Raw genomic sequence first — 20,733 nt, forward strand, 5'->3', positions numbered from 1 at the left:
CCTAGCAGCCCTCGAAGTCCGTCAGCACCCGGACCTTGGCCGCCGAGGCGGACTCCGGATCGAAGGTGTACCCGATCCACTCGGCGGCCAGGCGGCGGGCGAGTTCGATCCCGACGACACGCTGGCCCATGGTCAGGACCTGGCAGTCGTTGGACAGGATCGAGCGTTCCACGGAGAACGAGTCGTGGGCGGCGGTGGCGCGGATTCCCTCGACCTTGTTCGCGGCGATCGCCACCCCGATGCCCGTCCCGCAGAACAGGATGGCCCGGTCGGCGGCGCCGTCACGGATCATTTCGCCGGCGGCGATGCCGACGTAGGGGTAGGGCCTGGTGAAGTCGTCGGGGGCGTCGCCGCGGCGGACACCGATGTCGATGACCTCGCTGACCCGCGGATCGTTGCGCAGGTCCTCGAGGACCCGGTCCTTGTAGTCCACGCCGGCCTCGTCCGCGCCCACAATCAGTCGCAGTCCCATGCTGTGCTCCTTCGGTGTCATTGTCCGGCTCCCGCGGCGGCGGGGCTGGTGCTGTTGGTGGTGAGGTGCGGGCCCATCACGGCGAAGACCATGGCAAGGGAGGTCGCACCGGGGTCGGCGGTGCCGAGGCTTTTCTCGGCCAGCGGACGGGCGCGGCCCTTGAGCGGCAGCAGGTCCGCGGTGGCCTCCGCCGCCGAGGCCGCGTCGCGGGCCGCCGCCTGCCAGGCCCGGCCCGGGTCGGCGCCGCCCTCCACCGCGCGGGTGAAGGACGTGGCGAACGGCAGCAGAGCGTCCACCATGGTCTTGTCGCCCGGTTCGGCCTTGCCAAGCTGGATGATGCGGTCCGCGAAGGAATTCACCGCGGCCGCGACGGCGGCGGCGTCGGGTGCCGCGGTGTTTCCCACTGACTCGCCGAAGGCGCGCAGGCCCGCGCCCCAGAGCACCCCGGAGGTTCCACCGGCCTTGTCCGCCCACGCGTCGCCGGCGGCGGCTAGGACGTCCCCCGCCCCCGCGCCGCGCTCGGAAGCCCCGGTGGCGGCGGCGACGGCGGCATCGATGCCGCGGACCATGCCGCGGCCGTGGTCCCCGTCCCCGGCGACGGCGTCCATCCGGCCCAGGCGCTCCTCGGCCCCACGAAGCGACGCTTGGGCCGATGTCAGTGCTTCCACGCAGGCGGCGGCGAAGCCGCGGGAGGCGTCGGTGGCCTCAAAGGCGGCGGCCTGGGTGCCGGCGTCGTCCGTGTCCTCGTCGGCGACTTCCCCGGCGCCGGCGGCCACGGCACCGCGGCGGAAGGCCGGCGTTTCCGCCGGAGCCGCCCACAATGGCTCCAGCTCCTCGTCCAGCCAGGTGACCGTGAGCGACACCCCGGCCATGTCCAGGCTGGTGACCAGCTCCCCCACCTCCGGCATCACCAGGGCGTAGCCCTCGGCGCGGAGCAGCGGCGCTACCGCACCCCACAGCACGAAGAGCTCCTCGTGCTTGGTGGAGCCGAGCCCGTTGAGAATGACGGCCAGCCGGTTGCCCGCACGGTCGGGCGCCTCGGCCAGGACGCGGGCCACGAGTTCCCGGCCCAGTTCAGCAGCCGACGGCAGGTCCGTGTCATGCAGTCCGGGTTCGCCGTGGATCCCAAGCCCCAGCCCCATCTGGCCGGCCGGCAGGGAGAACAGCGGTTCCCCGGCGCCCGGGAAGGTACAGCCGCCGAACGCGCTGCCGATGGTCCGCGTCCGGTCATTGGCCTTGCGGCCCAGGCGAACCACCTCGGCCAGGCTGGCGCCCGCGTCCGCGGCCGCGCCCATCACCTTGAAGACGGTGAAGTCACCGGCGATGCCGCGGCGTTTGGCGGCCTCCGCCGCGGGGGCGCTGGCAATGTCATCGGTCACCAGGACGTTCTCCACGGCGATCCCCTCGGCGGCCAGGCGGTCGCTGGCCAGGCCGAAGTTCATCACGTCCCCGGCGTAGTTGCCGTAGGCGAAGACGACGCCGGCGCCTGATTCGGCGGCCTTCGCCACCGCGTAGGCCTGCTGGGCGGAGGGCGAGGTGAAGATGTTCCCCACCACGGCGCCGTCGGCCAGGCCCGCGCCGATCAGCCCGGCGAATGCCGGGTAGTGGCCGGAGCCGCCGCCGGCGAGGACGGCGACCTTGGGCTTGGCCGGGCGTCGCCGCCGGACCGCTCCGCCGGCAACGGGCCGGACCAGGTCCGAGTGGACGTCGCAGAAGCCGGCCAGGGCTTCCTCGGCGAACGCTGAGGGGTTGTTGAAGATTTTCGTCATGGTGGTCTCCGGCGTCCGGGTCGTGGGGTGGGGGCTGCTAGTGCAGGTGGCTGCCGCCGTTGATGTCGATGGTGGTGCCGGTGAGGTAGGCGGAATCCTCCGAGGACAGGAACGTGATGACGGAGGCGACCTCCTCGGTGGAGGCGTTGCGGCCGAGCGGGATGCCGGCGTTAATGGCTGCTTCCTGCTCCGCGGTGCTGCCCACCCGGATGTTGGTATCGACGGCGCCGGGGGTGATGGCGTTGATGGTGACCCCGGTGGTGCCCAGCTCGCGGGCCAGGGCCTTGGTGAAGCCCAGGATGGCCGCTTTCGCAGCGGAGTAGGGCACCTTGCCGAAGACGCCGCCGCCGCGCTGGGCGGAGACGGAGGACATGTTCACGATCCGGCCCCAGCCGTTGGCGATCATGTCCGGCAGGAATGCCCTGGTGACCAGGTAGGTGCCGGTGGCGTTGACGTCCATGATTTTGTGCCAGAGCTCCAGGGTGGTCTCCAGGAACGGAACCGGCGAGGTGATCCCGGCGATGTTCGCCAGGGCGCCCACCGGCGGGAGGTTCCCCGCAGCCACCTCGGCGGCGACCGCGGCCTGCGCGGCGGTTACGGAGGCCTCGTTGGCGACGTCGATCTCGTGGCCGAAGGCGGGGACGTCGAAGTCGTTGCCGATCTCGGCCGCGACCTTCGAGGACTTCTCCCCGTCGAGGTCGAGAATCACCACCGCCCAGCCTTCACGGGCGTAGCGGCGGGCGGTGGTGATGCCGATGCCCCGGTCGGAGGTGGCTCCGGTGAGGACGGCGGTGCGCTGGATGGTGGTCATGGTGGTGCTCCTTGGGTGTGTGCAGGTCAGATGAGGTCGGTGATGAAGCTGGCCGCCTTGGCGGTTGCGGCGGGGCGTTCGTCGTTGGTGACGTCCCGGGTTTCCAGTTCCAGGGAAAAGTGGCCGGCATAGCCGTCGGCGGCGAGCCGGCGCAGGCCGCCGGTGAAGTCGGCCGCGCCGTTGCCGATGCTGAGGTTGATGTTCCCGGGCACGGCGTCGCGCAGGTGGACATGGCTGATCCGTCCGCGGTGCCGGTCGAGGTAGGCGCCGAGATCCTCGCCGGCGGCGACGATGTGGCTGAAGTCCATGACGATCCCGACGCCGGAGCCGGCCAGGCGGTCGGCCAGCCGGCCGGCACGGTCCAGATTCCAGCAGAGCCGCAGGAAGTGCAGGGATTCGGTCCAGAGCTCGACGCCGAACCCGGCGGCACGCTCGGCGGCCTCGGCGAGCCGGGCAGCCACGAGGTCCAGGTCCCGGTCCAGGCTGCCGCCGATGGGCGCATGGCCCAAGGCGCCACACGGCAGGACCAGGGCCGTGGCTCCGACGGCGGCGCTGAGCGTGAGCAGGGCGTCGAGGTGACGATGCCGCCGTTGCTCCCCCGCCGCGTCCAGGACAGCGCTCAGGTCGCCGATGTCCCCGTTGACCGAGCGGGTCCGAAGCCCGGAGCCATTGACGGTGGCCGCGACCGCCGCCACCGCGGACGCGTCCAGGTCGTAGGGCACATGGTCGCAAACGCCGGGCAGGGCGCCCAGGTCAATCTCCTCGAAGCCCAGGTCCCCCATGGTGGCCAGGGCCGGCCCGAGCTTCAGGTGCCGGAAGCTGATGGATGAGCATCCGAGTCTTGTGTGGAACATCGCTGGTCCTTTGATGTGCGGCTGTCGTAGTGACGGGCACCACACTAACCCTGTCTACTGTCGACAGTCAACCGTCATAGTTGACTGTTGACAGTAATCATGATGAAGGTCACACTTGCCATATCATTTGTTAACAGTCGACAGCGGCGGACCTCCTTCAGCCGCTTTTCGAAAGGGAACCACCATGAGCAAAGATGCTCTGAGCATGCGAGGCCCGGTCCACGGCACCAAGGACGCCCGGCGGGTGGCCATCGGATCCGGCGTGGGGGCCGTGATTGAGACGTACGATTTCATCGGTTTCGGCACAGCTGCGGCGCTGTACTTCGGCACCGCCTTCTTCCCCGGCACGGATCCGGTGACCGGCACCCTCGCCTCCTTCGCCACCCTCGGCGTCGGCTTCGCCGCCCGCCCGCTCGGCGGCATCATCGGCGGGCACCTCGGTGACAAGGTCGGCCGCAAACCCGTCCTCGTGGCCTCCCTCATCCTGATGGGCCTCGCCACCTTCGCCATCGGCCTGCTGCCCACCTACGCCGCGGTGGGGCTGATGGCTCCGGCGCTGCTGGTGTTCGTCCGCATCGTCCAGGGCCTGGCCTTTGGCGCCGAGTGGGGCGGGGCCATCCTGATGAGCTACGAGCACGCGCCGTGGAAGGCCAAGGGCAAGTACACCGGCATCGTCCAGGCCGGCTTCCCCGTCGGCCTGCTGCTGGCCAACCTGACGTTCCTCTTCAGCGTCCAGCTCGGCGGCGAACTCGCCTGGCGCATTCCGTTCCTGGCCAGCATCCTGCTGGTGGCCGTGGGCCTGGTCATTCGGTCCAAGGTTCCCGAGTCCCCGGTCTTCGATGAGGTCAAGGACAGCGGGGCAATCGTGAAGGCCCCCATCGTGGAGGTCATCCGGACGGACTGGCGCAACATCGTCAAGGGCATCGGCCTCCGGATCGCCGAGACCGCCGGCTACGCCGTGTCCATCACGTACATGATTTCTTACCTCAACAGCCAGCACCTGGCGGATAAGAGCCAGACACTGATCGCTCTCTGCATTGCCTCGGCCATCGGCATCTTCGCCACCCAGGCCTGGGCGGCGCTGACCGACCGGATCGGCCGCCGCCCGCTCTACGTCTGGTCCACCGCCTTCGCGGCCCTGTTCGCGATCCCGATGTTCCTGCTGGTCAACACCGGCCTATTCATCGCCATCATCCTCACCATCGTCATCTCCTACGCGGTGTGCCAGAACTCGCTGGCCGGCGCCCAGGGCGCCTGGTTCCCGGAGCTCTTCCAGGCCAAGACCCGCGCCTCCGGTGCCAGCCTGGCCTACCAGATCTCCGCCATGGTCTCCGGCTTCACCCCGTTCATCACCACCCTGCTGTTCGTCAGCTTCGGCTGGATGGGTCCAGCGCTGCTCTTCGGTGCCTACGCCCTGATCGGCCTCTGGGCCGCGATAGCCACCCGCGAAACCTGGGGCAAGCGGGAACGCGAACTGGCCGACGAGGCCACCAAAAACACCCCCAGTACCGTCAACGCCTGAATGACCGGCACGGACCACACCACCACGGAGTCAGCAATGCCTACAGAAACCCTCCAGGACGCCGCCCCTCCGGGACAACCACAACAGGGACAACCACAGCAGGGCCAAACACCGCAGCGACACACACCGACCACCGCGGTGAGCGCCGAGCGGGCGCAGAAGATCGCCGCCGCCGCCTACCGGATCCGGCACCACGCCCTCATGATGGGCGAGGTACAGGGCCAGGGCTACGTCGGCCAGGCCCTCGGTGCCGCCGACATGCTCGCCACCGTCTACCGCGACCAGCTCCGGTTCCGGCCCGAGGACCCGCATTGGGAAGCCCGCGACCGCTTCCTGCTCTCCACCGGCCACTACGCGATCGGTCACTACGCGGCCCTGGCCGAGGCCGGAGTCGTCCCGGTCGAGGAACTGGAGACCTATGGCTCGGACGACTCGCGGCTGCCCATGTCCGGGATGTCCACCTACACCCCGGGGATGGAAATCTCGGGGGGCTCCCTGGGCCACGGCCTGACCATCGCCGTCGGCATGGCCCTGGGCCTGCGCTACCAGGGATCCACCGCCCGGATCTTCAACTTCCTCTCCGACGGGGAGCTGGATGAGGGCTCCACCTGGGAGGCCGCCATGGGGGCGCACCACCACCAGCTGGGCAACCTCACGGCCATGGTCGACATCAACGCCCTGCAGGCGGACGGCAAGACCGACACGGTGCTCCGCACCGAACCGGTCACCGAGAAGTGGGAAGCCTTCGGCTGGTACACCCAGCGGGTGGACGGCAACGACGTCGGCGCGCTGCTGGGGGCGTTCGACAACGCCGCCGCCCAGGCCGCCGCCGTCGGACGCCCCTCCGTCATCCTGTGCGACACCAAGGTGGGCCGCGGAGTCCCGCTGCTGGAGAACCGCGAAAAGGCGCACTTCATGCGCATCGAGGAACACGAATGGCAGATCTGCCGCGAGCAGCTCACCGCCGGATACGAAGGAGAAGCGTCAGCATGAGCACCACCACCCCTGCCGCCCCGGCGTCCGCGGCCGGCACGGCCAAACCGAAACTGAAGACCTCGGCCATGATCGCCTCCTTCGCCGACCCGGGCCAGAAGACCGCCAGCGCCCCGTTCGGGCACGCCCTGGTCAAGGCTGCACAGGAGAACGACAGGATCGTGGGCCTCACCGCGGACCTGGGCAAATACACGGACATGCACATCTTCGCCCAGGCGTTCCCCGAACGGTTCTTCCAGCTGGGCATGGCCGAGCAGTTGCTCTTCGGCGCCGCGGCCGGCCTGGCCGAGACCGGGCTGGTCCCCTTCGCCTCGACGTATTCGGTGTTTGCCGCCCGCCGCGCCTACGATTTCCTGTGCCTCGACGCGGCCGAACCGAACCTTAACGTCAACATCGTCGGCGGCCTGCCGGGCCTGACCACCGGCTACGGCCCCAGCCACCAGGCCACCGAGGACATGGCAATCTTCCGCGGCATGCCGAACCTGACCATCGTGGACCCCTGCGACTCGGTGGACATCGAGCAGGCCGTCCCGCAGCTGGCCGCCTCGGACGGGCCCACCTACCTGCGGTTGCTGCGCGGCAACGTGCCCACGGTGCTGGATGAGTACGGCTACACCTTCGAGCTGGGCAAGGCCAAGGTGCTGCGCGGCGGCAACGACGTCGTGTTCGTCTCCTCCGGCCTGATGACCATGCGGGCGCTGCAGGCGGCGAAGGCGCTGGCGGCGCACAATGTGGACGTCGCCGTCGTCCATGCCCCGACGATCAAGCCGTTCGACGCCGCCACCGTCCTCACGGAAATCAACACCGATCGGCTCGCCGTGACGCTGGAGAACCACTCGGTGGTGGGCGGGTTGTTTGAAACGGTGGCCTCCGCCGTCGTCACCGCCGGGCTCGGCAAGCGGGTGGTTCCGGTGGCCCTGCCGGACCAGTTCCTCGACGCCGGCGCGCTGCCCACCCTGCACGAGCGCTACGGCCTCGCGGTGGACCGGATCGTTGCCAAGGTGCTGGCGGAACTCGGCTGATACCCGGCGGGGACAAGGGGCACGGCGTCGGGAGGTCCCGATCCGTGCCCCTTGTCGTACTATCGGAGCACAGGCAACTGTAGACAGTCGACCATTAACACAGAGGACCCCCCATGACCGGAGCATCCACCTCCCTCCCCCTCCTCGGGCTGGAGAAGAAGAGCCTGCGGGAACAGGCCGTGTCCTCCCTGCGCACCGCCATCACCAGCGGCGACCTGGAGCCGGGCCGGCATTTGGTCGAAACCGAGCTCTCCGAGATGCTGCACATCAGCCGCGGAACGCTGCGGGAGGCGCTGCGGCAGCTGGAGCAGGAGGGCCTGCTCTCGGCCGGCCCGCGGGGCCGGCTGTCCGTCCGCCACCTGGACGAGAAGGAAATCCGGGACATCTACGCCGTCCGCGCGGCGCTGGAAAGCCTGGCCGCCCGCAGCCTCTGCGAACTCCATGACCGTGAGCAGGTGATCGCTGCGCTGCGGACCGCGGTCGACGCCATGCGCACCGCCGAGGCGGAAGGGCTGCAGGCCCGGGTGGAGCGGGATCTCGACTTCCACCGCACCCTCTGCCGCCTCACCGGCAACGAAACCCTGCTGCACACCTGGGAATCCCTGGAGGGATCCATCCGGATGTCCATCATGTTCGCCGGCCTGGATAAGGGCGTGCGGAATATGAGCGTGGACCGGCACCACGACATCGTCGCCGCCATCGAGACCGGTGACGCGTCCCTGGCCCGAAAAACCATCCGCGAGCACATGGACCAGGCGGCAGACAACCTGGTCGGCTAGGACCCGCCGCTTAAACCACAAACGCGGGGCCACCCCGGCCCGCCCGGCGAAACCGGACGGGCGGGTGGCCCCGCGTTGTGGTGCTGTGGCCTAGAGCGCGGCGAACACTTCGCGCAGCAGCTTGGCGGTCTCGGACGGCGTCTTGCCGACCTTCACGCCGGCAGCCTCGAGGGCTTCCTTCTTGGCCTGCGCCGTACCCGCGGAGCCGGAGACGATGGCGCCTGCGTGGCCCATGGTCTTGCCCTCGGGGGCGGTGAAGCCGGCCACATAGCCGACAACCGGCTTGGTGACGTGGGCCTTGATGTAGTCGGCCGCGCGCTCCTCGGCGTCGCCGCCGATTTCGCCGATCATGACGATCGCCTTGGTCTCGGGGTCGGCCTCGAAGGCCTCGAGAGCGTCGATGTGGGTGGTGCCAATGACCGGGTCGCCGCCGATGCCGATGGCGGTGGAGAAGCCCAGGTCGCGCAGTTCGTACATCATCTGGTAGGTCAGGGTGCCGGACTTGGAGACCAGGCCGATCGGGCCCTTGCCGGTGATGTTGGCCGGGGTGATGCCGACCAGGGCCTCACCCGGGGTGATGATGCCGGGGCAGTTCGGTCCGATGATGCGGGTGACCTGCTTGCCGTTGGCGTCCACCTTGGACTGGGCCAGGGCCCAGAATTCGGCGGAGTCCTGAACCGGAACGCCCTCGGTGATGACGACGACCAGGCCGATGCCGGCCTCGATGGCTTCGACGACGGCGTCCTTGGTGAAGGCCGGCGGTACGAAGACGATGGAAACGTCGGCGCCGGTCTCCGCCATGGCTTCCTTGACGGTGCCGTAGACGTTGATTTCCTTGTCGCCGTGGACGACGGTGGTGCCGGCCTTGCGGGCGTTGACGCCGCCGACGACGTTGGTGCCGGCCTTGAGCATCAGGGCGGTGTGCTTGGTGCCTTCGCCGCCGGTGATGCCCTGGACGATGACCTTGGAGTCCTTGTTGAGGTAGATAGACATGTCGCGTCCCTTACTTCGCTGCGTTGGCGAGCTCGGCGGCCTTGTCGGCGCCCTCGTCCATGGTGGCGGCCAGGGTAACCAGCGGGTGGTTGGCCTCGGCCAGGATGCGGCGGCCTTCCTCGACGTTGTTGCCGTCGAGGCGGACGACCAGCGGCTTGTTCGCGGAGGAGCCCAGTTCGGCGAGAGCGCCGACGATGCCCTTGGCGACGGCGTCGCAGGCGGTGATGCCGCCGAAGACGTTCACGAACACGGCCTTGACCTGCTCGTCACCGAGGATGACGTCCAGGCCAGCGGCCATGACCTCGGCGGAGGCTCCACCGCCAATGTCCAGGAAGTTGGCGGGCTTGACGTTGCCGTGCTTCTCGCCGGCGTAGGCGACGACGTCGAGCGTCGACATGACCAGGCCGGCACCGTTACCGATGATGCCCACCTCGCCGTCGAGCTTGACGTAGTTCAGGTCCTGCGCCTTGGCCTTGGCTTCCAGCGGGTCCGCTGCGTCCTTGTCCTCCAGGGCGGAGTGCTTCGGGTGGCGGAAGTCGGCGTTCTCGTCCAGCGAGACCTTGCCGTCCAGGGCGACGATGTCGCCGGCGCCGGTCTTGACCAGCGGGTTGACCTCGACCAGGGTGGCGTCTTCCTTCTTGAAGACGTCCCAAAGCTTGAGGATCACGGCGGCGACCTTGCCGCGCAGTTCCTCGGCGAAGCCGGCGGCGTTGACGATTTCGTCGGCCTTGGCCTGGTCGATGCCGACGGCCGGGTCGATGGCAACCTTGGCCAGCGCTTCCGGGCGTTCGACGGCGAGCTGCTCGATTTCCATGCCGCCCTCAACCGAGCACATGGCCAGGTAGTTGCGGTTGGCTCGGTCCAGCAGGACGGAGAAGTAGAATTCCTCGGCGATGTCGGCACCCTGGGCGATCATCACCGTGTTGACGGTGTGGCCCTTGATGTCCATGCCGAGGATGTTGGTGGCGTGTTCCAGAGCCTCGTCGGCGGTCTTGGCGACCTTAACGCCGCCGGCCTTTCCGCGGCCACCGACCTTAACCTGTGCCTTGACGACAGTTACGCCGCCGATCTTCTCGGCAGCTGCCTTTGCTTCTTCAGGGGTGTGCGCCACGATGCCAGCAAGCACGGGTACACCGTGCGCCTCGAACATATCGCGCGCCTGATATTCAAACAGGTCCACGGTTTAGTGTCCTTCTACGTCGAAGTAGTTTCTGTACAGCCGCTCGCCGCGGATTCGCGGTGACCGGGCTGCGGATTAAAGGCACCCTGCGACAGGTCCGGAGACGAGCCGCACGACGCAATGCTCCTTGTGGAACTCTAGTCCTTTGGAGCGGGCAGCCCGACCCACAGTACAGGTTATGTGAGTAACGACACTATTCTATTGAGCGTAGAAAAACCCCTACATTACGGGGATTTTGAGGCCTTCGGAGCCGCCGCGGAGGGCGTCGCGCCGGGTCCCTTAATGAGCTCGTAACGGTCGCGGGAAACGAAGAAAGCGACCTGCGCGGAGACGTTTCCGCAGGCCACGCCACCGTCGTAGGCGGAGCAGCGCAGGCCGTTCCGCTCCACGTTGCCGCCCTCCGGCAGGACCGCCAGCTGGGAGATCGGCCCGGTGGGGCTCCCCTTTGGCCCGTATTCGGCTTCCTGGGCGGTGACGCCTGAGCGGCATTCACCGTAGACGGCCTTGTCCGGGATGAGCAGCGCCGTGCCGCCGAGGTAGCCCAGCCCGGTGCCGGCGCAGTCATCGGTGATGTCCTGGGCGGCGGGGCGGGGGTAGGCGGAGAGTTCGCAGTGCGCAACGGGGACGGTGGCCAGCTTGGCGTTGGCCGGCGCGGTGAAGCTGTTGGGCTCGTAGGGGAGGTTGATGCTGGTACCCCGGGCCGAGGTGAGGCTGCAGGCGACCGTGTGGTCCGCAGTCACGAAGCTGACGGCGTCCGTGGCCGCCCCGAGGGTGGCCGGGTCCGTCAGCGGCGCCTGGCGGAGCTGCTCGAGGACCGGCAACGGCGCCGGCGGGACGTAGTCCGGGTCCTGCCGGGTGACGCTGCAGCCGCTGGCCGCGAGCAGCACCAGGGCGGCGAGGGCGGCCTGCTTGGTTCGACGCATGGGCTTCATTATGCCAATCACGGGAGCCGGCGCCGGGCGAAGCCCCGCCGGACTGTGGCGCCGGTCAGGCCGTGATCTTGGTCAGCGGCGCGTAGCGGAGCAGGAGGCGCTTCTCCCCCACCGCGAAGGTCACCTTCGCGACGGTCTTGTCCCCGGCGCCCTCGACGGCCAGCACGGTGCCGTCGCCGAAACTCGTGTGATTGACCCGGTCCCCCACGCTGACGGCCACGATCTCCTTCTGCGGCTGGACCCGGTTCCGGGCGATCGCCGCCGGGACATCCGCATTAAAACCGGCAGCGGAGTCGGCCCCGGTACCGCGGGCTGTGCCCGCGCCCCAGAAGGATCCGCTGTAGCGGCTGGAGCCGATGGACCCGCCGCCCCAGCTGGCCGCCTGGCGGCTGGTGCCCTCGCGTTTCCACTCGACCAGCTCGGCCGGGATCTCCTCGATGAACTGGCTGGCGGGGTTGTACTGGCTCTGCCCCCACATGTTCCGGACCTCGGAGCGGGTGAGGTAGAGCCGCTTCCGGGCCCGGGTCAGGCCCACGTAGGCGAGCCGGCGTTCCTCCGCCAGTTCCTTGGGGTCCGTGGCCGAACGCTGGTGCGGGAACAGCCCGTGTTCCATGCCGGTCAGGAACACCACCGGGAATTCCAGGCCCTTGGCGGTGTGCAGCGTCATCAGGGTGACAACGCCGAGCCGCTTGGCCTCGGCGACCGCGGCGTCAATATCCGCCCCGGGGGCGTCCGGGATCTGGTCGGCGTCCGCCACCAAAGAGACCTGCTCCAGGAAGGCACCGAGCGAACCTTCCGGGTTGTCGCGTTCGTATTCACGGACGACGGCGACCAGTTCGGCGAGGTTTTCGACCCGGGATTCGTCCTGTGGGTCCGTGCTGGAGCGCAGGGTGGCGAGGTATCCGGTCTGTTCCAGCACCGCCTCGAGCGCCGCGGCCGCACCGGAGCCGGCGGCCACCTCTGCCAGGTCATCCAGCATCTTCACGAAGCCGAGGACCGCATTCACGGAGCGGGTGGCCATGCCGGGCGCCTCGTCGGCCCGGCGGGCGGCGGCCATGAAGGAGGTGCGGTCGCGCTGGGCCAGCGAGGCGATGGCACCCTCGGCCCGGTCGCCGATGCCGCGCTTGGGCTCGTTGAGGATGCGGCGCAGGTTGACGTCGTCGTCGGGGTTCACCAGGACGCGCAGGTAGGCCAGGGCGTCCTTGATTTCCTTGCGCTCGTAGAAGCGGGTGCCGCCGACCACCTTGTAGGGCAGGCCGACGCGGACCAGGACGTCCTCGATGGACCGGGACTGGGCGTTGGTGCGGTAGAAGATCGCGACGTCGCCGGGGCGGAGGTTGCCCTCGTCCTGCAGCCGGTCGATCTCCTTGGCGATGAACTGGGCCTCATCGTGCTCGTTCTCACCCACGTAGCCGACGATCTTCTCGCCGTCGCCCTCGGCCGTCCAGAGCCGCTTCTCCGGCCGGTTGGGGTTGCGGGAGATGACCGCGTTGGCGGCGCTGAGGATGGTCTGGGTGGAGCGGTAGTTCTGCTCCAGCTTGATGGTGCGCGCGTCCGGGTAGTCCTTTTCGAACTCCACAATGTTGCGGATGTCCGCCCCGCGGAAGGCGTAGATGGACTGGTCCGAGTCGCCCACCACCGTCAGTTCCGCCGCGCCGTCGCCCTCGCCGACGATCTCGCGGACCAGGGCGTACTGGGCGTGGTTGGTGTCCTGGTACTCGTCCACCAGCACGTGCCGGAAGCGGCGCCGGTAGGAATCCGCGAGCGCCGGGAAGGCCCGGAACATGTAGACGGTCTCGGCGATCAGGTCGTCGAAGTCCATGGCGTTGGCCTGGCGCAGGCGCTGGGTGTAGCCCTTGAAAACCTCAGCCACGGCCTGTTCGAACGGGTCGTTGTGGTTGGCGCTGGAGGAGTAGCTGTCCGCGTCGATCAGTTCGTTCTTGAGCGCGGAGATCTTGTGCTGGATGGCCTTGGGCGCGAACTTCTTGGGGTCCAGGTCCAGGTTCTTGGCCACCAGGGTGATCAGGCGGAGCGAGTCGGCCGAGTCGTAGATGGAGAAATTGGAGTTCAGGCCTACGTTGGCGGCCTCGCGGCGCAGGATGCGGACGCAGGAGGAGTGGAACGTGGAAATCCACATGGTTTTTGCCCGGCCGCCGACGAGTGCCTCGATCCGCTCGCGCATCTCGGCGGCGGCCTTGTTGGTGAAGGTGATGGCCAGGATCTCGCCGTGGTGCGCACGCCGGGTGGCGATCAGGTAGGCGATGCGGTGGCTGAGCACCCGGGTCTTTCCGGACCCCGCTCCGGCCACGATCAGCAGGGCGCCGCCGGCGTGCTTGACGGCCTCTTCCTGCTGCGGGTTCAGGCCCTGGAGGAGGTCCTCGGCACTGGGCAGCCGGTGCCGTTCGCCGTCGGCGTGGCCCTGTCCGCCGTCGCCCCCGTGCCCGTGCGCCAGGGCGGGCATCCCGGTGCCGGCGCCTGCGTGAGCCGCCGCTTTCGCGGGCGCGCCTGGGGTCGCAGCTGCTTGGAAGGGTCCGTCGGCATAGGGGTCAAACAACATATCCATGGTGATAACAAGTCTAGGTGGTGCCACCGACGGTGAGGTTCGGGGCTACTGCACGGACCCCCGCTGGAGCGCGGCGCGGAGCTCCCGCACCGCCGTCGCTCCCCCGGCGATGAACCACTCGAGGCCGTTGACGCGGACGACGTCGGTGCTGCCGCCGGCCGCCCGCACGATCGCCTGGCCGGGCAGCCAGTCCCATTCCGGGCAGCTGTGCTGGAACCAGCAGTCGAGTTCGCCGTCGGCCACGCGGGCCAGGTCGCAGGAGCCGGATCCGAACATCCGCAGCGATGCCGCGGAGACGGCGGCCGCGTGCCAGGGCATGGCGCACATCGGGTCCGCGAGCCAGGTGGGGTGGATGTAGGTGGCTGCGCCCTGCTCCGCGAGGGGGGCCTGGTCCCGCACCGGAGCTACTCCTTCGGGGGCGAAGCCGGTCAACCGTTCCCCGTTCAGGGTGGCGGGGTGGTCGGTGCCGCCGAGCCAGAGCTTGTCCGCCTCGGGCTGGAAGATGGCACCGAGGATCGGCCCGGTTGCGTCCTTGAGCGCCAGGGCGGAGCACCAGTAGCTGGAGCCGTGCAGGAAGTTGTAGGTGCCGTCCACGGGGTCGATCACCCAGGTCCGGCCGCTGGTGCCGGTCTTGGCGGCGCCCTCCTCGCCGAGGATGCCGTCCTCGGGCCGGCACCGCTGGAGCTGTTCGAGGACGTAGGCTTCCGCGGCGTGGTCGGCGGCGGTGACGACGTCGGACACGGAGGTCTTCTGGTGGCCTTCCAGCCCGGCGTGGCGCATCAGCAGGGCCAGGTTTCCGGCCTCCCGGACTAGGGTCGCGGCCAACTCGGCGTCGTCGAGGTCTGGGCTGAGGTCCGCGGCGCTGTGCCGTCCGAGCCGGTGCCGGCCGAGCTCGCTGTGACCGGGATCGTTGCTGTGGCCGAAGTCATTGCTGCCTGTTTCGCTCATTCGTTCAGCCTACCGGCGCCGGGCACCGGGGCGGGGTGCAGGGGCGATAATGGGTCCATGGCCAAAACACCCGCCCAGCGGCTCAAAAAACACGGCGCCAACGCTGCCCTCCCCCAGCATCAGCTGCCTCCGGTGATCAACCCCAGCACCTCCCGGACGCCGCAGAAGGCGCAGAGCAACGGCAACCTGATCCTGATTGCCGGCGTGGTGGCGAGCCTTTTCCTGTTTTGGTACCTGCATCTGCTGACCCTGAACCAGCTGACTCAGCTCAGCGGCGGACTGCCGATGCCCGATTCCCTGATCGGCGGCTTTGACCAGGGGTTCGTTGACCAACTTCGCACGGCCATGGATAACGACGCCCGCGGACAGTTGAGCTATGTGCATAAGACAGCCGGGACGCTCTTCCCGCTGATCTTCGGGTTCACCTGGCTGCTGTTGGTCGGGGTGAACGTGGCCAGGAAGCCGCTGCGTTGGGCGTTCTGGGCACTGCCGCTGCTGTTTGCCGTGGTGCGGCTCTGGGGGAATGCCGCGATCGACGGCATGATGTCGGCCAGCACCCTCGACGGCGGCCAGGTGGCGCTGGCTTCGGCACTCACGGTGGCCGGGTGGGTCCTGTTGCTGCTCAACTTGCTCGCCGGCGGCGGGGCCGTGTTCCTGAACCGGAAGTCGGCCCCGGCGCGCGGAGCTGCCGCGGTCTAGTGCCGGCCGAAGCCGGCCGCTCGCCACAGCCGTGACCACAGGGACACGGGGCCCAGTTCGACGGCGATGAACTCCCGGGTCTGCTCGGCGCGCAATGTCGCGCCGGCCCGGTCGAAGTGGTCGGCGGCGTCTTCCAGGGCCCGCCTAGCCTCGGCCTCGTCACCGCTCTCCAAATAGGCCCTTCCCAGCAGGAAGCAGGCATCACCGGTATTTTGCGGCGTCATGCCCCCACTGCGGCAGAGGTCCTGCAACATTTCGGCAGCCGCCTGCGGGTCGCCCGCCAGGAGGGTCCAGTGTGCTCGGTTGCGGCGCAGAAGAAGCAGGTCGTTTTCGCTGCCGCCGGTGATGTCAGTGGCCAGCTCGGCTCGCTCTATGCACCGAAGCGTTTCCCCGTCGGCAATGTTGGCCGCAAGCCGCATGGCAGCAGATGCCTTGTTGAACTTGGCCCATATATCGAGGTCGCGTGCCGGTGAAAAAGTCGCCGCTGCCAGCTCGTGATACCGCAGTCCTTCTGAAACCTTGTCGCAAAGAAAAGCCACATTACCGATAACCCAGTAGGCCTTCCCAGCCTGCTGGTCATCAACTTCATCGGAGATGACTGCGGCGAGACTTTTACTCTCGCTCCATGCCTCTTCCATTTGTCCGGCATCTGCCAGGGCGGCGATGAGAGCCTGGCGTGCTTTGACGTTGATATCTATGTGAGCTTCATCGTCAGTAAGCATGACCGCTGCCCGGGCCTCCTGTGCAGCGGATTCAAGCAAACCCGTGCCCTGGCTGGCACGGGCCATAAGGATGTGTGCCCGCGCTACGTCGTGCGGCTGCCTGGGACCCGTCGTGTCGGAGAGCAGGTGGGCAGCCAACGCCGCGCAGTCCTCGAACCGATCGGCGTCAAGGAGATTCTCGGCTTGAAGGAACGTCATATTCCACGAGGAAGTGTGGTCACCTTCTCGGTGCGCGATCTCCGCGGCCTGCCGCGCGCTGTCCGCCGCCTCAGCGAAGGCGTGGTTGCTCCGATGCTCGTGCGCTTGGAGCTCAGCGGCTGCATACAGCGGCGATACGGAGTGCATGAGACCAGTATCGAGTGCATCCGAAGAAAAAGAGAACGCGGCACGCGAACTATGCCGTCTCGTGACCACCCGCAACGCACGATTAGCACAGTATTTAAAAAGATCCACGAATTCTTGCTGTGCGGCGTGTCCGGTACCCCTATACTGAACCTGCATTACACATGAGTCACTTCAGCCACTTACGTAACAGGAGCCCTTCATGAAGAAAACCCTTGCAACCCTCCTCGTCGCCGGCGCCTTGGCTGCAGCGGGCGTCTCCGCGGCTTCCGCCGTGTCCGCCAACGGCTCCAACACGGGCTCCGTCGAGGCAGTCGGCTACTGGCCGAACTCCACCCCGAAGAACTAACACTCGGGTTAGCCGCTGAGGGCGGGTGCCGGATCTCGATCCGGCACCCGCCTTTTGTTTTGTTCTCCCGAAAGAAAGTAGCGGCTTACTCCGCGGCCGCACTCCAGGAAAGAATGTTCTCCGCAACGGTCTCGGCCGGGGCCGGCCTGCTGAAGTAATAGCCCTGGCCGCTGGAGCAGCCCAGCCGCACCAGTTCCTCGGCCTGCTCCACCGTCTCGATTCCCTCCGCCACGGCCCGCAGCCCGCAGGCGTGAATCAGGTGCAGCACGGCCTCGACAAACCGACCCTGCTCCTCGTCGGTACCCAGCCCATCGATGAGGCTCCGATCAATCTTGACGACATTCACCGGTAACCGCCGCAGGTAGCTGATGGACGAGTAGCCGGTGCCGAAATCGTCGATTTCGAGCTGGACACCCAACTGCCGCAGGCCGCTGAGCGAGTACTTGTCCACGTCGCCGCCGGTCACCGCCATGGACTCGGTCAGCTCGATGATGAGGTTGGCGGCACCCACGCCGGTCTCGCGGAGAATGTCCTGGACGTGCTCGATCAGCTCCAGGTTCTGCAGCTCGGTGGTGGAGATGTTGACCCGCATGGAGAAGTCCTCATCCAGCGGGAGCTCCTCCTGCCAGGTCCGCAGCTGGCGCACCGCGGTCTTGAGCACCCAGTGGCCCAGGTCCACAATCATCCCGGTCTCTTCGGCCAGCGGGATGAACTGGTCGGGCATCAGCAGTCCGCGCTCGGGGTGGTTCCACCGCACGAGCGCCTCGACGCCCTCCATTCGGCCGGTCGCGAGCTCCACGACGGGCTGGTAGTGCAGCACCAGCTGGTCCTCGAGGATGGCCGTGCGCATCTCGGTCACCATCAGGCTCTGCAGCCGGCGGGCGTAGAGCAGCGCCGGTTCGAAGACCTTAATCCCGCTGTGCGGCTGGGCCTTAGCCGCGTACATCGCGGTGTCCGCCTCCATCACCAGGTCGTCCACGGACTGGCCGGGTTCGGCTACCCGCACGCCGATGCTGGTGCCGCAGGTGATCCGCAGGTCGCCGATCTCCAGGCTTTCGTTCAGTGCCTTCAGGATCCGGTTCGCCACCCGGCGGGCGCGGACCAGGTTCGATTTGGGCAGCATGACGGCGAACTCGTCGCCGCCCAGCCGGGCGACGGTATCCGTGACGCGCACGGCGTCCTGGAGGCGTCGGGCGATGACCCGCAGGACGTCGTCGCCGGCGCTGTGGCCCAGCGTGTCGTTAATGCCCTTGAAGGAGTCCAGGTCAAGGATCAGCAACGCGGGCGGGGCCTCGCCGCGGGAGGTCTCGGCCAGGGCGTGGCTCAGGACGGAGTTCAACGCGGTGCGGTTCGCCAGCTGGGTGAGCGGGTCCGTCAGGGCCATCCGCTCGAGTTCCACCTGGGCTTCGCGGAGCATGGCGGTCCGGCTGTCGACCCGCTCTTCCAGCTCCTGGTAAATAGTCTGCAGGTCATCGGCCATCAGGTTGATGCCGGCAATGACGGCGGCGACGTCGTCCCGCGCGCCCGAGTGGGGAATGCGGGTGCTCAGATCGCCGCTGGCGATCCGGACAATGCCCTCGACCAGGTTATGGAGCCTGGGATCCGGTTCACTTTTCACTCGGTGTACTGCCTTAACCATTCGAGGGCCGCTGGACGGGAAAGAAAAAATTGGGCCGGGATGCTCTCGCTGCGGGAGCGCAGCAGGTAGTGCGCGATCACCCGGTCCACGGGGCCCTCCCCAACGATGGCGACGGCGCGGGCGGCGATCGACTCGGAGTAGGCGTGCCGGGCCTCGGGGCTGACGCCGATGACACCGGAGATGTTGAGCATGACGCCGACGCGGTTGCGTCCCGCGATCGCCTGGACGGCGGCGGCAGCCCGCCGCGCCTCGGGGCCGCCGATTTCGACGTCGCGCGGCATTTCCAATTCAACGAGCGACGGAGTGACGAGCGTGACGGTGATCTCCGACGTCGTCGTTTCGGGAGAGATATCCAGCGGCGGGGCCACCGGGGGTGCTGCCGTCATGGGCGTCCCTCCGGCGCAACAACTACGCGCCCGCAGGCGGGGGCGGGGTCGCCAAATGCCGTCGCTGCCGTGACCGGCACAACCCTTGGTTCAGACATTCGTCCCCAGCACTGCTCAGTCGTTGATTTCGCATGCGCCGAATGGAACCCGGCACAAGAATCCCGGCGTTCCGGCGAATGACCCCATGATAGTGCACGCCAGCGGCCGAATGAGATGCACGACACCCCGTCGCCTGGACGTCCCGGCCGCCCGCAGTCCAACCAGCCAGCGTCCAACCAGCCAGCGTTCAGCCAGCCAGTCTCCAGCCGGCCAGCGCCCCGCCGGCCGCTTACCCTCTGGAACGCAGGGTCTGCGCCTTGCGCGTCGTCCGTTCCTTCCGCACCCGCTGGGCCACGACTAGACCCACCGCCGCGGTGCCGATGGTGATCGGGTAGCCCATCAGCCGTTCGAGGGTTCCCGGCTCGGGGACGGCCATCCCTGTGATGCCACCGGTGATCAGGGCGGCGATTCCCATTGCACCGCAGGCCAGGATGAACCAGCCCAGCGGCGTCCGGCGCCGCCAGAGCCAGCCGATCAACCCCAGGGCCAAGCCGCCGGCCGAGAAGTACGCCACGGCGCCGATGTAATGCCACGGGGAGCCGGCGTCCTCGGGCACCAGCCCCACCACCACGGTCCCGGCACCGGCGATGGTGGTGAGAGCCCGGGCGATGAACGCCGGCACGGACGCCGGGCGCCGGCCCCTGGTGAGGGGCAGCCGTTCGCCGGCACGGGCCGCCACGCCGATCACCGCGGAGGTGAGCAGCATGGCCCCCACCATCATGCCGATGCCCTGAACGATGAAGGAGGCGTTCATGAGCAGGTGGGCCGGGGAGCAGACGTCGCGGCCCGAGTAGGTGCCGCAGTGCAGGGCCCCGAGGTCGCTGATGTAGCCCGTGCGGCGGCTGTAGGCCTCCCTGCCGGCCCAGGCGCCGATCACGGCGGTCTCGGCCACGAAATATTGGAGGACACTCAGTTTGGCCAGCGCCCCGGCGTAGAACCGCGTGGACGCCACATCCGGAAGGTAGAGGAGCTCTCGGTCTGCTGCGCGTGCGGGGGCGGTCATGCCTTGAGCGTAGTACGCGGCCCCACCTTGTATGCTGGTATCCGTGTTCGGACGGGTCGGCTGTGGCCGGCCGCGACGGACGCCCGCCCTCGTAGCTCAGTGGATAGAGCACGGCTCTCCTAAAGCCGGTGTCGTTGGTTCGATTCCAATCGAGGGCACGTGGATTCCCAGAGCCCCGGCACTTCTGCCGGCAGCCACGCCACCGGTCATCACGGGGCGGTCGAGGACATGCACTCTTACCTCGCGGGCACCTGGACCGTGGCCCGCACCATGCTGGACCGCGCTACGGGCACCCGCGGCTCCTTTGCCGGCGTCGTGCGCTTCACCGCGACGGACGACGGCGGCCTCCGCTTCCGCGAAGAGGGCACGGTGACCTGGAACCCGGCCGGCGCCCTGCCCTTCACCGGGCCCGCGAGCCGCGAGTACCTGCTCCGCCCCACCGCCGCCCCCGGCGTCATGGACATGCACTTCGCCGACGGCCGCCCCTTCCACCGGATGGGTTTCGGGCCTGACACCGCCAGCGACAGCCACTGGTGCGATCCGGACACGTACCGGGTCCGCTACACCCGGCTCGGCCCGGACGCCTTCCACTACACCTGGGATGTCACCGGCCCCGCCAAGGACCTGCTGCTGGAGTCGGAACTGCGCCGGGACCC

General features: G+C 68.3%; 19 protein-coding genes, 1 tRNA gene and 1 pseudogene. 8 read left to right on the forward strand and 13 right to left on the reverse strand.

Annotated features, from left to right (window positions below; all coding sequences use genetic code 11):
* Window position 1: 1 nt before the first annotated feature.
* The 4 genes from AB0O44_RS14735 to AB0O44_RS14750 are packed head-to-tail and all read right to left on the reverse strand — an operon-like array spanning window position 2 to window position 3,906.
* On the reverse strand, window positions 2-493 hold the full coding sequence (locus tag AB0O44_RS14735) for an RpiB/LacA/LacB family sugar-phosphate isomerase (protein ID WP_364138695.1): 492 nt from the start codon (window positions 491-493) through the stop codon (window positions 2-4).
* Window positions 490-2,241, reverse strand: coding sequence for a dihydroxyacetone kinase family protein (locus tag AB0O44_RS14740; protein WP_364138697.1), 1,752 nt, complete (start codon window positions 2,239-2,241; stop codon window positions 490-492). Before AB0O44_RS14740 ends, AB0O44_RS14735 begins: the two co-directional genes overlap by 4 nt.
* A 37-nt stretch (window positions 2,242-2,278) precedes the next feature.
* The gene (locus AB0O44_RS14745; protein ID WP_364138700.1) at window positions 2,279-3,052 is read right to left on the reverse strand and encodes an SDR family NAD(P)-dependent oxidoreductase; all 774 of its coding nucleotides are present in this window, start codon (window positions 3,050-3,052) and stop codon (window positions 2,279-2,281) included.
* Between the two features lie 26 nt (window positions 3,053-3,078).
* Window positions 3,079-3,906 carry a sugar phosphate isomerase/epimerase gene (locus AB0O44_RS14750; RefSeq protein ID WP_364138702.1) on the reverse strand — a complete coding sequence of 276 codons (828 nt, stop codon included), beginning with the start codon at window positions 3,904-3,906 and terminating at the stop codon, window positions 3,079-3,081.
* Window positions 3,907-4,090: 184 nt separating this feature from the next.
* Here AB0O44_RS14750 and AB0O44_RS14755 point away from each other — a divergent pair, with 184 nt between their 5' ends.
* The 4 genes from AB0O44_RS14755 (at window position 4,091) to AB0O44_RS14770 (ending at window position 8,222) form a co-directional block, all read left to right on the forward strand.
* Window positions 4,091-5,428, forward strand: coding sequence for an MFS transporter (locus AB0O44_RS14755; protein ID WP_364138704.1), 1,338 nt, complete (start codon window positions 4,091-4,093; stop codon window positions 5,426-5,428).
* Window positions 5,429-6,421 carry a transketolase gene (locus AB0O44_RS14760; RefSeq protein ID WP_364138706.1) on the forward strand — a complete coding sequence of 331 codons (993 nt, stop codon included), beginning with the start codon at window positions 5,429-5,431 and terminating at the stop codon, window positions 6,419-6,421. It begins immediately after the preceding gene.
* Complete coding sequence (locus tag AB0O44_RS14765; RefSeq protein ID WP_364138708.1) at window positions 6,418-7,443, forward strand: transketolase C-terminal domain-containing protein; 1,026 nt, start codon at window positions 6,418-6,420, stop codon at window positions 7,441-7,443. Before AB0O44_RS14760 ends, AB0O44_RS14765 begins: the two co-directional genes overlap by 4 nt.
* Window positions 7,444-7,556: 113 nt before the next feature.
* On the forward strand, window positions 7,557-8,222 hold the full coding sequence (locus AB0O44_RS14770) for a GntR family transcriptional regulator (RefSeq protein WP_364138709.1): 666 nt from the start codon (window positions 7,557-7,559) through the stop codon (window positions 8,220-8,222).
* A 90-nt stretch (window positions 8,223-8,312) separates the two neighbouring features.
* Here AB0O44_RS14770 and sucD read toward each other — a convergent pair whose 3' ends face one another.
* The 5 genes from sucD to AB0O44_RS14795 form a co-directional block, all read right to left on the reverse strand.
* Complete coding sequence (gene sucD / locus AB0O44_RS14775) at window positions 8,313-9,215, reverse strand: succinate--CoA ligase subunit alpha (protein WP_290258672.1); 903 nt, start codon at window positions 9,213-9,215, stop codon at window positions 8,313-8,315.
* A gap of 10 nt (window positions 9,216-9,225) precedes the next feature.
* Window positions 9,226-10,395, reverse strand: a complete 1,170-nt coding sequence (sucC, locus tag AB0O44_RS14780; RefSeq protein ID WP_290258673.1) for an ADP-forming succinate--CoA ligase subunit beta — start codon at window positions 10,393-10,395, stop codon at window positions 9,226-9,228.
* 224 nt (window positions 10,396-10,619) lie between these two features.
* The gene (locus tag AB0O44_RS14785; RefSeq protein WP_364138711.1) at window positions 10,620-11,327 is read right to left on the reverse strand and encodes a hypothetical protein; all 708 of its coding nucleotides are present in this window, start codon (window positions 11,325-11,327) and stop codon (window positions 10,620-10,622) included.
* Window positions 11,328-11,382: 55 nt separating this feature from the next.
* Window positions 11,383-13,890 carry a DNA helicase PcrA gene (pcrA, locus tag AB0O44_RS14790; protein ID WP_364138713.1) on the reverse strand — a complete coding sequence of 836 codons (2,508 nt, stop codon included), beginning with the start codon at window positions 13,888-13,890 and terminating at the stop codon, window positions 11,383-11,385.
* 45 nt (window positions 13,891-13,935) lie between these two features.
* A complete protein-coding gene (locus AB0O44_RS14795; RefSeq protein ID WP_364138715.1) occupies window positions 13,936-14,838 on the reverse strand; it encodes an inositol monophosphatase family protein in 903 nt (300 codons plus the stop codon).
* 57 nt (window positions 14,839-14,895) lie between these two features.
* On the opposite strand from AB0O44_RS14795, the gene AB0O44_RS14800 reads away from it, so the two are divergent.
* Window positions 14,896-15,537, forward strand: a complete 642-nt coding sequence (locus tag AB0O44_RS14800) for a hypothetical protein (RefSeq protein WP_364138716.1) — start codon at window positions 14,896-14,898, stop codon at window positions 15,535-15,537.
* Here AB0O44_RS14800 and AB0O44_RS14805 read toward each other — a convergent pair.
* A complete protein-coding gene (locus tag AB0O44_RS14805; RefSeq protein ID WP_364138718.1) occupies window positions 15,534-16,712 on the reverse strand; it encodes a hypothetical protein in 1,179 nt (392 codons plus the stop codon). The two genes, AB0O44_RS14800 and AB0O44_RS14805, sit on opposite strands and share 4 nt — an antisense overlap.
* A gap of 91 nt (window positions 16,713-16,803) precedes the next feature.
* Here AB0O44_RS14805 and AB0O44_RS14810 point away from each other — a divergent pair, with 91 nt between their 5' ends.
* Window positions 16,804-16,950: a hypothetical protein gene (locus tag AB0O44_RS14810; protein ID WP_364138719.1), complete on the forward strand. Its 147-nt coding sequence runs from the start codon at window positions 16,804-16,806 to the stop codon at window positions 16,948-16,950.
* A gap of 85 nt (window positions 16,951-17,035) precedes the next feature.
* Here the strand turns inward: AB0O44_RS14810 and AB0O44_RS14815 are convergent, their stop codons facing one another.
* The 3 genes from AB0O44_RS14815 to AB0O44_RS14825 form a co-directional block, all read right to left on the reverse strand.
* Window positions 17,036-18,568 carry an EAL domain-containing protein gene (locus AB0O44_RS14815; protein WP_364138721.1) on the reverse strand — a complete coding sequence of 511 codons (1,533 nt, stop codon included), beginning with the start codon at window positions 18,566-18,568 and terminating at the stop codon, window positions 17,036-17,038.
* Window positions 18,565-18,975 (reverse strand): hypothetical protein, encoded by a 411-nt coding sequence (locus AB0O44_RS14820; RefSeq protein ID WP_364138722.1) that lies wholly within the window; start codon window positions 18,973-18,975, stop codon window positions 18,565-18,567. The genes AB0O44_RS14815 and AB0O44_RS14820 overlap by 4 nt, the downstream gene beginning before the upstream one ends.
* Before the next feature lie 328 nt (window positions 18,976-19,303).
* Window positions 19,304-20,077, reverse strand: a complete 774-nt coding sequence (locus AB0O44_RS14825) for a DUF998 domain-containing protein (protein WP_364138724.1) — start codon at window positions 20,075-20,077, stop codon at window positions 19,304-19,306.
* 85 nt (window positions 20,078-20,162) lie between these two features.
* Here AB0O44_RS14825 and AB0O44_RS14830 point away from each other — a divergent pair.
* Window positions 20,163-20,235 (forward strand) — tRNA-Arg (locus AB0O44_RS14830).
* Between the two features lie 70 nt (window positions 20,236-20,305).
* Window positions 20,306-20,728: pseudogene (locus AB0O44_RS14835) on the forward strand (DUF6314 family protein); the annotation flags it as partial.
* Between the last annotated feature and the right edge of the window lie 5 nt (window positions 20,729-20,733).

Origin of the sequence: Arthrobacter sp. NPDC080082, from assembly GCF_040686595.1 — a bacterium.
Taxonomy (GTDB): Bacteria; Actinomycetota; Actinomycetes; order Actinomycetales; family Micrococcaceae; genus Arthrobacter.